The organism is Actinoallomurus sp. NPDC052308, from assembly GCF_040679195.1.
Lineage (GTDB): Bacteria > Actinomycetota > Actinomycetes > Streptosporangiales > Streptosporangiaceae > Actinoallomurus > Actinoallomurus liliacearum.
On sequence record NZ_JBFAUM010000001.1, the window covers coordinates 526,429 to 540,855 of the forward strand.

Genomic DNA, 14,427 nt, shown 5'->3' on the forward strand with positions numbered 1-14,427 from the left:
GGGCGGAGCCTGGCATCGGGGGGTTCGGGGGGTCGTCCCCCCGGGTGGACACCCGGAAACAGCGAAGCCGCCCCGGAGGGCGGCGAGTAACGCTGGGCCGGGCGGAGCCTGGCATCGGGGGGTTCGGGGGGTCGTCCCCCCGGGTGGACACCCGGAAACAGCGAAGCCGCCCCGGAGGGCGGCGAGTAACGCTGAGCGAGAGCGGACGACGGGATTCGAACCCGCGACCCTCACCTTGGCAAGGTGATGCTCTACCAGTCTGAGCCACGTCCGCGTGACCCCTTAAGAATAGCGGATCTCAGGACTAGATGAGACCGGCGTCATGGGCGAGCAGGGCGACCTGGACGCGATTGTTGAGTTCCAGCTTGGCCAGCAGCCGGGAGACGTGGGCCTTCACGGTGGCGACGCTCATGAAGAGCTCGGAGCTGATCTCGGCGTTCGACTTGCCCTGACCGATGGCGACGACCACCTCGCGCTCGCGGTCGCTGAGGCGGGCGAGGCGCTCCTGGGCCGGGTTGGGCCGGGTCTGGGCGACGTGGGCGATGAGGCGGCGGGTGACGCTGGGGGAGAGGATCGGCTCGCCCGCGGCGACGCGACGGATGGCGTTGATGATCTCGCCGGGCGGGGTGTCCTTGAGGAGGAACCCGGCGGCGCCGCCGCGCAGGGCCCGCAGGACGTGCTCGTCGGCGTCGAACGTGGTCAAGATGATGATCTCCGGGGCTCCCTGGCGGGCCCGGAGCGCCTCGGTCGCGGCCAGGCCGTCCATGCGGGGCATCCGGATGTCCATGAGGACGACGTCCGGCGAGTGCTCGGCGACCAGCGCGGCGACCTCGGTGCCGTCGCCGGCCTCCGCGACGATCCGCAGATCGTCGGCGCCGGCCAGCATCATCGACAGGCCCGCACGGACCAATGCGTCATCGTCGACGATCAGCACGCGAATGGTCACGGGGGACACACTAACGGCGCGCGCCGACCAACGAGGCGTTCCGCGCGATCAGGACCAGGCGTCACCGCCGGGCCGGGCGCCACCGCCCGATCAGGGTCAGGCGGCCCCGCCCGGCGCGCCGGCCGGCGTGGCCTCGCCGCGCCAGGGCAGCCAGGCCCGGACACGGAACTCCCCGTCCGGGGTCGGGCCGTGTTCGAGCCGGCCGCCGGACAACATGGCGCGTTCGGCGAGTCCGATCAGCCCGGTGCCCGAGCCGGGAATGCCCGACGCGGCGTTGACCAGCGGGTTGCGGACCTCGATGGTGAGGTCGGTGCCCGCCGACCCGTCGACGATGACGCTCACGGTGGCGTTCGGCGCGTGCTTGCGGGCGTTGGTGAGCGCCTCCTGCACGGTGCGGTAGGCGCTGCGCCCGAGCGCGCCGGGGACCGCGTCGACGTCGTGCAGCCGGTTCTCGTAGGTCACGGTCATCCCGGCCCGCCGCGACTCGTCGATGAGCGTGGGCAGGTCGCCGAGGTTCGGCTGGGGGCGCTCGGGCGTGTCCTCGGTCGCGTCCTCGCGGAGCACGCCGATCACCTCGCGCAGGTCCTGGAGGGCCTGGTGCGCGCTCGCCCGGATCACGCCCGCCGCCTTGGCGATCTCGGTGGGAGGAGCGTCGGGACGGAACTCCAGCGCCCCCGCGTGCACGCTGAGCAGCGAGATGCGGTGGGCGAGGACGTCGTGCATCTCGCGGGCGATCCGCGCGCGTTCCTGTTGCCGGGCCTGCGTGACGCGGAGCTGCTGCTCGGCCTCGGCCCGCAGCGCCCGCTCCCGCAGGGACAGGATGAGCTGCCGCCGCGCGCGGACGAACATCCCCCACGCCACGACCGCCGCGGTCACCACGGCGCCCCACACGACTCCGACCCAGTACGACTCCGTGGGATCGGGGAACACGGCGGTGTAGATCGCTCCGGTGACGAGGTGCACCAGAGCGACCGCGGCCACCGTACGGAACGGCCGGTGCACGGCCACCGTGAACAGCGCGATGCACCCCGCCCCGGAGACGCTCGCCGAGGCCAGGCTCACCACGCCCAGGGCGACCGCGAGCTCCACGGGGTGGCGCCGGCGCCACCACAGCGCGAGGCAGCCGAGCGCGCCGATCAGCACGTCGGGCAGCCGCGGCGGATGATGGACCCCTGAAGACCCGTGGGACGTCGCGAACAGCATGAAGCCCCCGAAGAGCACCGCCAGCACGAAGCAGGCGATGTCGACCGCCCAGTCGCGGGCGGACCGGGGGACCCGCTCGGCCGGGTCGGGGGCCGCGAGCAGGGCGGGGAGGAGGGACGGGTGGTCGGGGCGGGACACCGCCATACCGCTCATGGTCCCCAACGGTAGGTCCCCGCCCGGCGGACCGGCATCGGCCGAAAGTCGACTCCGCCGTGACCTCGGTCGAGGCCGCGGATCCGTACGGCCACGCCGGGCGGGTTCGTCCACGAGCGTCAGAGCCCGAGGACTCCGGCGAGGTCGTCGCGGAGCGCGGCGAGCGCGGCGTCGGCGGTCGTACGGGCCTCGGCGACGGAACCGGTCACCGGCTCGACGACCTCGAGGTAGCACTTGAGCTTCGGCTCGGTGCCGGACGGGCGGACGACGACGCGGCCGCCCTCCGACAGCCGAAAGCGCAGGCCGTTCGTCGGCGGGAGGCCGCCCAGCCCGGCGGACAGGTCGTCGACGTCCGTCACCGTACGGCCGCCGAGCCGGTCCGGCGGTGCGGCGCGCAGCCGGTCCATCGCGTCCGTGATCAGCGACAGGTCGGCCACCCGTACCGACAGCTGCGCGGTCGCGTGCAGGCCGTAGCGGCGCGCCTGGTCGTCGAGGAGGTCGAGGAGCGTACGGCCCTCGGCCTTCGCCTCGGCGGCGAGCGCGGCGACGGCCAGCGCGGCGCCGATGCCGTCCTTGTCGCGTACGGGGACGCCGTCGTCACCGCCGACGCAGTAGCCCAGGGCCTCCTCGTAGCCGTACACGAGCCGGTCGTGGACGGTGCCCGCCTTCATGATCCACTTGAAGCCGGTCAGCGACTCGGCGTACCGCACGCCGTGCGCGGCCGCGATCTCGCCGAGCAGCGACGAGGACACGATCGTCGTGACGACGAGCCGGTCGGCGCCGCTCGTGTGCCGCAGGACGTGCTCGGCCAGCAGCCCGCCGACCTCGTCCCCGGTCAGCATCCGCCCGCCCACGGCCACCGCGCAGCGGTCGGCGTCCGGGTCGTTCGCGATGACCAGGTCGTGGCCCTTGCCCAGGTCGAGGGCCAGGTCCATCGCGCCCGGCTCTTCGGGGTTGGGGAAGGCGACGGTCGGGAAGTCCGGGTCGGGCCGGGACTGCTCGGCGACGACGTCCGGCGGCACGAAGCCGTTCCACGCGAACGCGCGGGCCAGCACCTCCCCGCCCACCCCGTGCAGCGGGGTGTAGGCGGCCGAGACGTCCCGCGCGGTGCCGAGCGGGAGCCGCGACAGCGCGTGCAGATAGGCCTCGACGATGCCGTCGTCGAGGGTGTTCCACTCCATGCCGCGCGGCAGCTCGTCGATCCGCCCGACCTCGTCGATCGACCGGGAGATCTCCGCGTCCAGCGGCGGGATGATCTGGGCGCCGTCGCCCCAGTACACCTTGTAGCCGTTGTCGCGCGGCGGGTTGTGGCTGGCGGTCACCATGACGCCCGCGTCCGCGCCGAGGAAGCGGACGGCGTACGCGAGGACCGGCGTCGGCAGCGGCCGCGGCATCAGGTGCACCGTGACGCCCGCCCCGGTGAGCACCGCGGCGGAGTCCTCGGCGAAGACGTCGGACTTGTGCCGCGCGTCGTAGCCGATCACCACGGAGGCGCCGTTGCCGGGCCGCTCGAAGCGTTCGGCCGCGTCCTCGGAGGTGAGCACGGCGGCGAGGCCGGCGGCGGCCCGCATGACCGTCACCCGGTTCATGCGGTTCGGGCCGGCCCCGAGCTCGCCGCGCAGGCCCGCCGTGCCGAACTCCAGCTTCGCCCCGAACCGCTCGGCCAGCGCCGCCTCGTCGCCCAGCAGGGCCCGCAGTTCCTCGCGGGTCTCGGGGTCGGGGTCCTGGGCCAGCCACTCCTCGGCCTGCCACCGATAACCGTCGCTCACGTGTCCGTCCATTCCGGAAGGCTCAGAGGGCCCGCAGGGCCTTGCCGAGGAGTCCGCCCATCCGCTCGGCGGCGGCCCGCCCGGCGGCCAGCACCTCCTGATGGTCCAGCGGCTCGCCGGTCAGGCCGGCGGCGATGTTCGTCACCAGGGAGATGCCCAGAACGTCCGCGCCGCCCTCACGCGCCGCGATCGTCTCCAGGACGGTGGACATGCCGACCAGGTCCGCGCCCATCGTGCGGAGCATGCGGATCTCCGCCGGCGTCTCGTACGACGGGCCGGGCAGCGCGGCGTAGACGCCCTCGGCGAGCGTCGGGTCGATCTCCTTGACGAGCGACCGCAGGGCGGGGGAGTACGCCTCGGTCATGTCGATGAAGGTCGGACCGGAGATCGGGTTCTGGCCGGTGAGGTTCAGGTGGTCGCTGATCAGGACCGGGTCGCCGACCTTCTGCCACTCCGGGCGGGTGCCGCCCGCGGCGTTGGTGAGCACGACCGTCTTGACCCCGGCGGCCAGCGCCGTGCGGATGCCGTGCACGACCGGCCGCACGCCCCGCCCCTCGTACAGGTGGGTGCGGCCGAGGAAGACCAGCGCCCGCCGCGTGCCCACCTCGATGACGCGGACCGTGCCCGCGTGGCCCGGCACGCCCGGCTCGGCGAAGCCGGGAAGCTCGGTGACGGGGAACTCGTCGGCGGGCGCGCCCAGCGCGTTCGCCGCCGGAACCCAGCCGGACCCCATCACGAGGGCGACGTCGAAGGAGTCGGCGGTCAGGCGTCGCTTCAGCGCGTCGGCCGCCGATCGGGCCAGTTCGTAGGCGTCATTGCTCACAAGCGGACAGACTACCCACGCCGAACGCGCTGCTCAGTCGCCGAGTGACTTGCACGGCCGGGTGCGCAGATCCTTGACGTAGTCGTCGGGCGCCCCGGCCCTCTCCGCGGCGTCCGCGAGGATGCCGAGATACCGCGCCGACGGGAGCCCGCCCTCGTAGGCGTCGAGCACGTAGAGCCACGCGAGGACGTCGCCGTCGAGGGTGGCGATCCGCACCCGGATCTTCCGGTAGACGCCGAGGGCCGCCCCCTCCCACTCGTCCAGGGCCTGCTCGTCGAACTCGGGGACGTCGTAGAGCACGACGAAGACGTGCTCGTCGGCGTCCTCGACCACCGTGGCGAGGGCGCCTTCGAAGCCGACGTTCTCACCGCCGAAGGTCAGCCGCCAGCCCTGGAGCCAGCCGGTCGTGCGCAGGGGCGAGTGCGGAGCCCGCTGCGCCATCTGTGCGGGATCCATATTGGAGGCGTACGCCGCGTACAAGGCCACGGTCGCCCAGCGTACGGCCTTAACGGACGCGACGGCGCGTCAACCCCGGGAGTGCGGGAGAATGACCGATATGACACGCGTAGCCATCATCGGAGGCGGCCCCGGCGGCTACGAATCCGCCCTGGTCGCCGCACAGCTCGGCGCCGACGTCACGCTCGTGGAACGCGACGGGCCCGGTGGGGCCTGTGTCCTCACCGACTGCGTCCCGTCCAAGACACTGATCGCGACGTCCACCCGCATGGCCGTCCTGTCGGAGTCGGCGTCCCTCGGCGTCCGGTTCTCCGGCGGCGCGGACGGCGAGGTCGGCGGGCCGGAGGTCGATCTCCCGCTGGTCAACAAGCGGGTCAAGGAGCTGGCCTGGGCCCAGTCCGCCGACATCGAGGACCGCGTCGCGGACGAGGGCGTCCGGATCATCCGCGGCGAGGGACGGCTCGTCGACCCGCAGATCGTGGCCGTCGGCGACGAGCGGATCCACGCGGACGTCGTACTGATCGCCACCGGCGCGACGCCACGGGTGCTGCCCGGCGCGGAGCCCGACGGCGAGCGCATCCTCAACTGGCGTCAGCTGTACGAGCTGCCCGAGCTGCCCGAGGACCTCATCGTCGTGGGCTCCGGCGTCACCGGCGCCGAGTTCGCCGGCGCGTACCTGGCGCTCGGCTCGCGCGTCACCCTCGTCTCCTCCCGCGACCACGTGCTGCCGAACGAGGACGAGGACGCCGCGCGGGTCCTCGAAGAGGTCTTCCAGCGGCGTGGCATGAACCTCCTGGCCCGCTCCCGGGCCGCCGGAGTGAAGCGCACCGGCGACGGCGTCGAGGTGACGCTCACCGACGGCCGTACGGTCACCGGCTCGCACTGCCTCATGACGGTCGGCATGGTGCCCAACACGCACGGGATGGGCCTCGAGGAGGCCGGCGTACGGCTCGACGAGCGCGGGTTCGTGCAGGTCGACAAGGTCTCCCGCACGTCGGCGCCGCACGTGTACGCCGCCGGGGACTGCACCGGCGTGCTGATGCTCGCCTCGGTCGCCGCCATGCAGGGCCGGATCGCGATGTGGCACGCCCTCGGCGAGGCCGTGCAGCCGCTCAAGCTCGGCTGGGTCGCGGCCAACATCTTCACCGACCCGGAGGTCGCCACGGTCGGCGTGTCCCAGGCGCAGATCGACTCCGGCGAGGTCCCGGCCCGGATCGTGAAGCTGCCCCTCGCCACCAACCCGCGCGCGAAGATGCAGGGCTTCCTGGACGGCTTCGTGAAGATCTTCTGCCGGCCGGCCACCGGCATCGTGCTCGGCGGCGTGATCGTCGCGCCCCGGGCCGGCGAGCTGATCCTCGGTCTGTCCGTCGCGGTGCAGCAGCACCTGACCGTCGACCAGGTCGCCCACACGTTCGCGGTGTACCCGTCCGTGTCCGGCAGCATCACCGAGGCCGCCCGCCGCCTGATGCAGGAGTCGGCCTACTGACGGCCGACGCGCCCTTCCACAACCTGTGGACAACCGTTGTGGAAGAACCCTGTGGACAGCCGGGGGCCGGCGTGTGGCACCGCTCAGGCGCGGGCGAGCTTCCAGGGCCGCGGCGGCGGTTCACCCGGGGTCAGTACCGGGGAGGAGGACCGGGCCGCGGTTCGTCGGGTACGGGGAGGCCGTGCTGCCGCAGCCGGGCCCGGCGGATGTCCCCGGCGCTGATCACGACCACGAACGCGCTGCTCAGCAGCGCCAGCGCCACGACGGCCACCCGGATGCCAGCCTCGGCCGGGAGCAGCGCCAGCCCCACGCACACCGGCACCATGAGAACGAGGTGGCGGACCATCATGCGGCCACGCCACCCCGCGTCCATCAGGTCGTGCCGTACCCAGCCGAGGTTCTCCGGCGGAAGCCGGAATCCCATGATGTAGCGGGCCCGCCGGAGCGGGCCCGGGTCACCGGGTAGCCGGGTCAGCGGGGACCTCCATCACCAGTCGCCGCCGCCACCGAAGTCGCCGCCGCCACCGTCGAAGCCGCCGAAGTCGCCGCCGCCGATGTCGAAGCCACCGCCGCCGCCGTCTCCACCGCCGAAGCCCCAGTCGTTGCCGTTGTCATTGCCGGCGTCGTACCCGGCCGCGTAGCCCGCGTCGTACCCGCCGCCGTGGCCGCCCCAGCCCCCGCTGAAGATCGAGCCGAGCGCGGTGCCGATCAGCAGGCCGCCGAGCATGTCCCCGCCGCCGAAGCCGGAGTAGTAGCCACCGGCGTACGGCGCGTACGCCGGCCCGGCGTCCCAGTACGGCCGCCGCTGACCGCCGATCGTGACCAGGCGGGCGTCCGGGTCCATGCCCGACAGCACCCGCTGCGCGTCGGCCGCGCAGGCCGGCACCGACCGCGGCGCGCCGCCTCCGGGCGCCCACATGACGTCCTGCACCGACGGGCCGTGCTGCGGGTTGAAGAAGCACGGCGCCCGCCGCTCGGGAACCGGCCGGCCGTCCAGCCGGGCCCGCACCGCGGTCATGTAGTACCGGCCGTCCGCCAGCGCCTCGGTGACCTTGCTCATGTCCTGCGGGTGGCGCGCCGCGTCGACCGCCGCCTTGGCCCGGTCGTAGGAGTCCATGGCCCGCTGGTAGTCGTCCCGGGTGGCCGGGTCGAGGCTCGAGTCCATGACGTTGAGGTTCAGTCCGGTGATGTCCTCACCGAGCCGGGTGACGTCCTCGTAGACGTTCTCCTTGAGCTCGGCCAGCTGCTTGGCCTCCCGCTCCTTCCGCCGCTTGCGGGCGAAGAAGATCAGGCCCACGACGCCCACGACGATGAGGACCAGCACGCCCAGCACCACGAACCCGGCCGTGGCCGAACCGGACTTCTTGTCGGAGACGGCCTTGTCGAAGCGCTTGTTCAGGTTGAGGAGAAGGTCCTTGAGGTTGGACGAGTCGCCCCGCGCCTGGGTCACCAGCTGCCTGACCTTGCCGCTGCCCAGCCCCTCGTGGGAGCCCGCGAGGATGCGCTCACCCTTGCCGTCGAGCAGGATCAGCGTGCCCTTCCCGCCCAGCGCGGAGTCGAGCTGGCGCAGGCCCGCGCTGGTGACGCGGTTCTCCTTCACCACAGCCATCCGGACGGTCGAATCGTCGCCCTTCAGCGCGTTGATCACGGTCTGCCGGTCGGAGCCGGACATCGACGCACCAGAGTCCTGGGACACGTAGAGCCGCTGGCTCTTCAGTCCCTGGACCACGCTCTGGAACGGGTCGGCGCTCGCCGGAGCGGCGAACGCGAACAGCAGTGCGACGACGGCGGCCACGGCGGCGAAAATCGTCGAACGGCGAATCTTCATGACGCCTCAGGTGATCAGTGTGGTTGCTTTGACTAGCTTCGACGAACCAGCGGGCGGGATGGTTCCGTACACGCGAGGTATCCCCACGCTGATCCAGGCCATCCCTGAGCCGAGGGTAACCGATGGCGAACCCCGCGCTACCCTCCGCTCGTACGCCGCCCCACCGTGAAGGGCGTCTCTCCGTCGCCGGCTCAGGAGTCCTTGATCTCGCAGATCACGGCGCCGTTCGAGACCGTCTGACCGACCTGCGCGGCCAGGCCCGTCACCGTGCCCGCCTTGTGCGCCGTCAGCGGCTGCTCCATCTTCATGGCCTCGAGCACCACGATGGTCGCCCCGGCCTCGACCGCCGTACCGTCCTCGACGAGGATCTTCACGATCGTGCCCTGCATCGGGCTGACCAGCGCGTCCCCGCCCGCGGCCGCCGCTCCGGCCTTCTTGCCGCCCTTGCGCCGGCCGGGCGCCGCACGGCCGCCTCCCGGGTCGGGGTCGCCCGCGGCGGAGGCCCCCAGGCCCGCGGGGAGCACCACCTCGAGGCGCTTGCCGCCGACCTCGACGGTCACCCGCTCCCGCTCCGCCGGCTCGGTCGCCTCGACCGCCGCGTCGTACGGCGCGATCGTGTTGTCGAACTCGGTCTCGATCCAGCGCGTGTGCACCCGGAACGGCTCGTCCACGAACGCCGGATCCTCGATCACCGTCCGGTGGAACGGGATGACCGTCGGCATGCCCTCGATCTCGAACTCGGCGAGCGCGCGCCGAGCCCGCTGGAGCGCCTCCGTCCGGTTCGCGCCGGTGACGACCAGCTTCGCGATCATCGAGTCGTACATCTGCGGGACCGTCATGCCCTGCTCGAAGCCCGAGTCCAGGCGCACGCCCGGACCGCTCGGCGGGCTCCACCGGGTGATCGTGCCCGGAGAAGGCAGGAAGTTGCGCCCGGCGTCCTCCGCGTTGATGCGGAACTCGATCGAGTGCCCGCGCAGCGCCGGGTCGTCGTACCCGAGCTCCTCGCCCTCGGCCACGCGGAACTGCTCGCGTACCAGGTCGACGCCCGCCACCTCCTCGGTCACCGGGTGCTCGACCTGGAGCCGGGTGTTCACCTCGAGGAACGAGATCGTGCCGTCCTGGCCCACCAGGAACTCGCACGTGCCCGCCCCGACGTACCCGGCCTCGCGCAGGATCGCCTTGGAGCTGGAGTAGAGCGTGGCGAGCTGCTCCTCGTTGAGGAACGGCGCCGGGGCCTCCTCCACGAGCTTTTGGTGCCGCCGCTGCAGCGAGCAGTCACGCGTCGAGACGACCACCACGTTGCCGTGCTGGTCGGCGACGCACTGCGTCTCCACATGGCGCGGCTTGTCGAGGTATCGCTCGACGAAGCACTCCCCGCGCCCGAACGCGCCCACCGCCTCGCGGACGGCCGACTCGTACAGCTCGGGGATCTCCTCCATCGTGCGCGCGACCTTCAGCCCGCGCCCGCCACCGCCGAACGCCGCCTTGATGGCGATGGGCAGCCCGTGCTCACGGGCGAACTCCACCACCTCGTCGGCGTTCTCGACCGGGTCCTTGGTGCCCGCCACCAGCGGAGCGCCGACCTTCTGCGCGATGTGCCGCGCCTGCACCTTGTCGCCCAGCGCCATGATCGCGCTCGGCGGCGGCCCGATCCAGGTCAGCCCGGCGTCGATCACCGCCTCGGCGAAGTGGGCGTTCTCGGAGAGGAAGCCGTAGCCGGGGTGCACGGCGTCGGCGCCGCTCTCCTTGGCGATCCGCAGCAGCTTGTCGATGTCGAGGTAGCTCTCCGCGGCCGTCGACCCGCCCAGCGCGTACGCTTCGTCCGCCACCCGCGCGTGCAGCCCGTCCAGGTCCGGCTCGGAGTAAACGGCGACACTGCCGATTCCCGCGTCCCTGCACGCCCGCGCGATACGGACGGCGATCTCACCGCGGTTGGCGATCAGGACCTTGCGCACGTACGACTCCTCGCTCTTGCCGATCAGAGGAAGTGTAGGCAACCCCGCCTCCATCATCCGCAAGGGCCGCCGGGTTACCGCGAACTCCAATGTAACCGAGCACTTGCTACACACCGCTGCGGGGCCCCGCCCGCCGGACGGCTCGGGGGCGGGCAAAAGACTCGGATAACCGCCCGAGCTGTGATGCATTCGTGCGCTTTCGTCCGGCTTGCCGCGAGAACTCACGCCCGTTCACCGGGACTTCCGTTCACTCGTTCTCGCCTCGATCCAGCCGTACGCGTGGTCGGTCGAAGATGGTCGTCGTGATCGACAGGGGACGAGCGCCGTACGGCGAGAGGGCTGAGCGTTGAACCTCGTGTCCGGGAGGGCCCTCGCCGTCCTCAGGGAACGGGACTTCCGGCGGTTCTTCATCGGGCAGTCGGCGTCGCTGCTCGGCGACGGCATGGTGGGGGTCGCCCTCGCGTTCGCGGTCCTGGACCTCACCGGGTCACCGGCCGACCTCGGGTACGTCCTGGCGGCCCGGACGATCCCCATGATCGCGGGCCTGCCGGCCGGCGGGGTGCTCGCCGACCGGCTGCCCCGGCGCTGGATCATGGTGGCTGCCGACCTGGCGCGCTTCGTCGGCCAGGGAACGATGGCCGCACTCCTGATCGGCGGGCACGCGGCGATCTGGGAGCTCGCGGTCTGCCAAGCCGTGCACGGTATGTCGGCCGCCCTGTTCAGTCCCGCCTCGACGGGCCTCATCCCCGCGATCGTCTCCGGCGAACACCTCCAGCAGGCCAACGCGCTGCGGGGCCTGGCGCTCTCGATCGGCAGGATCGGCGGTCCCGTCCTGTCCGGTCTCCTGGTCGCGACGGTCGGCCCCGGATGGGCGATCGCCGCCGACGCGGCCACCTTCGCGATCAGCGCGATCATGCTCGCCCGACTACGCCCGCCCGCGCACCGGCCCGCACCGGCCCAGTCCTTCGTGCGCGACCTGCGGGAGGGCTGGACGGAGTTCAGCTCCAGGACTTGGGTGTGGACGCTCGTCGTGGCGGCGTCGCTGACCAATCTGCTGTTCGCGGCCTTCTACGTCCTCGGCCCGGCGGCCACCGCACTGGCGTCCGGCGGCCCGGCCACCTGGGCCGCCATCCAGGCCGTACTCGGTGTCGGGGCCCTGATCGGCGGCCTCATCGCGTTGCGCCTGCACCCGCGCCGTCCACTGCGGATCGGCGTGTCGGCCCTCGCCCTCTCGTCCCTGTCCACCCTGGGACTGGCCGCGCACCTGCCCGTCGTCCCGATGGCGGGCCTGGCCCTGCTCGGCGGCATCGGGATGACGCTCTTCAACACCTACATGGAGACCTCCATCCAGCACCGCGTCCCCGACAAGGCCCTCTCCCGGGTCAGCGCGTACGACTGGTTCGGGTCCTACGCCTGCCAGCCCATCGGCCAGGCCACGGCCGGTCCCCTCGGTGCCGGACTCGGCATCCACCCGGCCCTCTGGCTCGCGGGCACCCTCCAGCTCCTCGTGGCCCTCGCCACCCTGGCCGTCCCCGCGATCCGCCACCTACCGGCCGGCACCCCTGACAGTCCGATCCTCGCGCACGATGAGCCCTGAGTACCGTGGGACGCTTTGCGCATATTTGTGCAGATCTGTGGCCGGAAGCGGTCAGGTAATAGCCCTTTTTGGTCGCCTTCCAGCACTTGATCAGCGTGGCGACCTAGAAGAGAAGAGAACGTAGCGGCGACACGAGATCGCGGAAGGGGAAGCCCTGATGAGTGGTATCTACGGCGGTGACCCGGAGGCCATGAAGAGGCTCGCAAGCCTCTTCCAGAAGCACGGCCAAGAACTCGACCAGATCATCAGGGATCTCAACTCCAACACCCAGAGTAGCCAGAGCATCTGGCAGGGGCCCGGGGCGAACCGGTTCCGCGAGGCCTGGGCCCAGGCGAAGCCGTCATTCGACAAGATGGTCGTCGCCTTCCAGGAGGCCCACCGGGACATCAACAGCAGGGCCGAAGGTTTCCGCAACGTCGGTAAGTAACCCGCGCCGCCGAGGGGCGCCTGTCGCTACCGACCATGGTGGGGCTATGTTTCGATCATGGCCTATGCGTATGTGGGGCCGGGCGGCCGGCGACCGTTTCTGGCGCCCACACCGGTGAAAGCGGCACGTATCCTCCTCTGGGTTCAGGCGTCGATCTGGGCGATGGTCGCCATGACGTCTTCGTATTACGGCGTCATCAACCTGTTCGATCAGGACGGGCTGGGGAACGTCCACCACCTTGTGTTCTGGTGCGCGTGGACCGGATCGGTGACGTTCTTCGCCTTGGGCTCATTCGGCCTGGCGCTAGGCCTTAAACCGGGTAAGAACGGCATTCGCCGGACGGTCATCGGTCTGGAATGCTTCATGACCTGTTTCGGTACGGTCGTGGCGTTCCCCGCCCTCCGTGTGATCGTTCTCGCGCCGAGATGGGGCATCCTTCTGACGCCCGTTTTCCTGGCCGCTTTCATCGGCGCGGTCGTGTCGTGCGCCTCCGTCGGCTGGTTGCTGTGCCGACCGGCACGGGAGTACGCACGGGCCAAGCCGACCTATCAGTAGCCGGTGATGCGGCCGGCCGCAGCCGATCGGCCGGCACGCCGCTTCCGGCGCCTCAGGGGTCCCCCGAGGGGGGCATGCAGCCGGGCGCACACGGGCACGAGCCGGTCGAGGAAGCAAGCGTTATGAGCGCCACCGCGTGCGCTGAGTGCCCCAGCTGTGGACAGATTGCCGTCGGTGTGGCCGGTAGGAGGTCCGGATCGTCGCCTTTGATCCGGCGGCAGCGACGGCAAAGTCCTGCAGCGCGTGACGGGCGTGAGCGGCGTGGTGACACTCAGCCGGCCGGGCCATAGGGACAGCGGGGGTTGTCAGAGTTCCTCGTCGGACTCCTCGTGAGGCTGGTCGACAGACAGCTCAACGCACTCACCATTTGCATCGCTGTAGGAGCTCTTCCACCAGATGCGGGGCTCCGCTCGCAGGCTCATGTCGTGTCCCACTTCTTCGAACTGCACCTATAGCTCCTTGGCCGTAGAAGCGATCAGGGATGCGGATTTGGCTGGGCTCAGCGCCATCGCCTGCAACATCCCGTATGTCCGACTGTACCGGCGGACCTCGTGTTGGCTTTGGAGCACGAGCCCACTCGTCGCAGTCTCCAGGTAGACCATTCCGAGGTCGTCGTTCGCCTTGAAGACAAGCAAGACGAAGTCCCCGTTGACGGCTGGATGCGCGCCTACTGCGAAGGGGAGTACTTGGATCTTGACGTTGGGTAGGCTGCTCAGCTCGGCGAGCCGTTGAAGCTGTTCCTTCATAACCTCTGGTCCGCCGACCTGGCGGTGGAGGACGGCTTCGTCGAGGATCACCTGAAGCGCGACGGGATTTTCTTCCCGCGTAATGATCTCTTGTCGTGCGCGTCGGATGCCGATCCTTCCGTCGACATCCACAACGCCCTCGACGTCGGTCGCTTCGATCGCGGCCTGTGCATACGCATCGGTCTGGAGGATGCCGGGCAGGATCTGGCTGCGCCAGTGGCTGATCGTACGAGCCCCGGCCTCCGCCGCGATCAGCAGGTCGAACTTCGGCTTCAGTCCCTTGCCGGAGAGTTTCCTCCACCAGTCGGATTTGCCGGAGAAACCGGCCCGTGCGAGTGACAGAAGCTCTTCCCGCTGCCCTTCTTCAACCGAGGTGTGTCGGCCGAAAAGATCAAGAAGGCTTCGTACGTCCCTGGCCTTCATTCCGCGTTCGCCGTGCTCGACCCTCGACATCCACGACTGGTCGAACTCGAGTTCTCTCTC

The 14,427-nt window shown here is 71.0% G+C and carries 14 protein-coding genes and 1 tRNA gene; 4 read left to right on the forward strand and 11 right to left on the reverse strand.

What is annotated here, in order from left to right; all coding sequences use genetic code 11:
• Positions 1–200: 200 nt before the first annotated feature.
• The 6 genes from AB0L00_RS02805 to AB0L00_RS02830 all read right to left on the reverse strand — a co-directional run bounded on the left by AB0L00_RS02805 (position 201) and on the right by AB0L00_RS02830 (position 5,380).
• Positions 201–274 (reverse strand) — tRNA-Gly (locus tag AB0L00_RS02805).
• 30 nt (positions 275–304) lie between these two features.
• Entirely contained in the window at positions 305–946 is a 642-nt protein-coding gene (locus AB0L00_RS02810) for a response regulator transcription factor (RefSeq protein ID WP_345353168.1), read from the reverse strand.
• Between the two features lie 96 nt (positions 947–1,042).
• Complete coding sequence (locus AB0L00_RS02815; protein ID WP_364427407.1) at positions 1,043–2,302, reverse strand: histidine kinase; 1,260 nt, start codon at positions 2,300–2,302, stop codon at positions 1,043–1,045.
• 119 nt (positions 2,303–2,421) lie between these two features.
• Positions 2,422–4,083 (reverse strand): phospho-sugar mutase, encoded by a 1,662-nt coding sequence (locus AB0L00_RS02820; RefSeq protein WP_364427410.1) that lies wholly within the window; start codon positions 4,081–4,083, stop codon positions 2,422–2,424.
• A gap of 10 nt (positions 4,084–4,093) precedes the next feature.
• Positions 4,094–4,894: a purine-nucleoside phosphorylase gene (locus AB0L00_RS02825; RefSeq protein ID WP_364427413.1), complete on the reverse strand. Its 801-nt coding sequence runs from the start codon at positions 4,892–4,894 to the stop codon at positions 4,094–4,096.
• A gap of 33 nt (positions 4,895–4,927) precedes the next feature.
• Positions 4,928–5,380: a gamma-glutamylcyclotransferase gene (locus AB0L00_RS02830; protein ID WP_345353176.1), complete on the reverse strand. Its 453-nt coding sequence runs from the start codon at positions 5,378–5,380 to the stop codon at positions 4,928–4,930.
• 70 nt (positions 5,381–5,450) lie between these two features.
• On the opposite strand from AB0L00_RS02830, the gene AB0L00_RS02835 reads away from it, so the two are divergent.
• On the forward strand, positions 5,451–6,836 hold the full coding sequence (locus AB0L00_RS02835) for an NAD(P)H-quinone dehydrogenase (RefSeq protein ID WP_364427416.1): 1,386 nt from the start codon (positions 5,451–5,453) through the stop codon (positions 6,834–6,836).
• A 130-nt stretch (positions 6,837–6,966) separates the two neighbouring features.
• On the opposite strand, the gene AB0L00_RS02840 is transcribed toward AB0L00_RS02835, so the two are convergent.
• The 3 genes from AB0L00_RS02840 to AB0L00_RS02850 all read right to left on the reverse strand — a co-directional run bounded on the left by AB0L00_RS02840 (position 6,967) and on the right by AB0L00_RS02850 (position 10,619).
• Positions 6,967–7,311 (reverse strand): DUF5313 family protein, encoded by a 345-nt coding sequence (locus AB0L00_RS02840; protein ID WP_364428967.1) that lies wholly within the window; start codon positions 7,309–7,311, stop codon positions 6,967–6,969.
• A 12-nt stretch (positions 7,312–7,323) separates the two neighbouring features.
• Positions 7,324–8,664 carry a hypothetical protein gene (locus AB0L00_RS02845; RefSeq protein WP_364427419.1) on the reverse strand — a complete coding sequence of 447 codons (1,341 nt, stop codon included), beginning with the start codon at positions 8,662–8,664 and terminating at the stop codon, positions 7,324–7,326.
• A 191-nt stretch (positions 8,665–8,855) separates the two neighbouring features.
• Positions 8,856–10,619 (reverse strand): biotin carboxylase N-terminal domain-containing protein, encoded by a 1,764-nt coding sequence (locus AB0L00_RS02850; RefSeq protein WP_364428970.1) that lies wholly within the window; start codon positions 10,617–10,619, stop codon positions 8,856–8,858.
• 355 nt (positions 10,620–10,974) lie between these two features.
• Between AB0L00_RS02850 and AB0L00_RS02855 the strand changes: the two genes are divergently transcribed.
• From AB0L00_RS02855 to AB0L00_RS02865, 3 genes are all read left to right on the forward strand, one after another.
• Positions 10,975–12,216, forward strand: a complete 1,242-nt coding sequence (locus AB0L00_RS02855; RefSeq protein ID WP_364427422.1) for an MFS transporter — start codon at positions 10,975–10,977, stop codon at positions 12,214–12,216.
• Positions 12,217–12,373: 157 nt separating this feature from the next.
• Complete coding sequence (locus AB0L00_RS02860) at positions 12,374–12,643, forward strand: WXG100 family type VII secretion target (RefSeq protein ID WP_364427425.1); 270 nt, start codon at positions 12,374–12,376, stop codon at positions 12,641–12,643.
• Positions 12,644–12,700: 57 nt separating this feature from the next.
• Positions 12,701–13,198: a hypothetical protein gene (locus tag AB0L00_RS02865; RefSeq protein ID WP_364427427.1), complete on the forward strand. Its 498-nt coding sequence runs from the start codon at positions 12,701–12,703 to the stop codon at positions 13,196–13,198.
• 305 nt (positions 13,199–13,503) lie between these two features.
• Here AB0L00_RS02865 and AB0L00_RS02870 read toward each other — a convergent pair whose 3' ends face one another.
• Together AB0L00_RS02870 and AB0L00_RS02875 are read right to left on the reverse strand one after the other, a co-directional pair.
• A complete protein-coding gene (locus tag AB0L00_RS02870; protein WP_364427430.1) occupies positions 13,504–13,647 on the reverse strand; it encodes a DUF397 domain-containing protein in 144 nt (47 codons plus the stop codon).
• Positions 13,648–14,397 (reverse strand): DUF5753 domain-containing protein, encoded by a 750-nt coding sequence (locus AB0L00_RS02875; protein WP_364427433.1) that lies wholly within the window; start codon positions 14,395–14,397, stop codon positions 13,648–13,650. It lies immediately after the preceding gene.
• Positions 14,398–14,427 lie beyond the last annotated feature (30 nt).

Bases quoted from the DNA above. Each gene is read 5' to 3' on its own strand.
- AB0L00_RS02865 (WP_364427427.1), top strand. From the start codon at position 12,701: ATGGCCTATGCGTATGTGGGGCCGGGCGGCCGGCGACCGTTTCTGGCG.
- AB0L00_RS02820 (WP_364427410.1), bottom strand. From the start codon at position 4,083: ATGGACGGACACGTGAGCGACGGTTATCGGTGGCAGGCCGAGGAGTGG.
- AB0L00_RS02860 (WP_364427425.1), top strand. From the start codon at position 12,374: ATGAGTGGTATCTACGGCGGTGACCCGGAGGCCATGAAGAGGCTCGCA.
- AB0L00_RS02815 (WP_364427407.1), bottom strand. From the start codon at position 2,302: ATGAGCGGTATGGCGGTGTCCCGCCCCGACCACCCGTCCCTCCTCCCC.
- AB0L00_RS02875 (WP_364427433.1), bottom strand. From the start codon at position 14,397: ATGTCGAGGGTCGAGCACGGCGAACGCGGAATGAAGGCCAGGGACGTA.
- AB0L00_RS02835 (WP_364427416.1), top strand. From the start codon at position 5,451: ATGACACGCGTAGCCATCATCGGAGGCGGCCCCGGCGGCTACGAATCC.
- AB0L00_RS02845 (WP_364427419.1), bottom strand. From the start codon at position 8,664: ATGAAGATTCGCCGTTCGACGATTTTCGCCGCCGTGGCCGCCGTCGTC.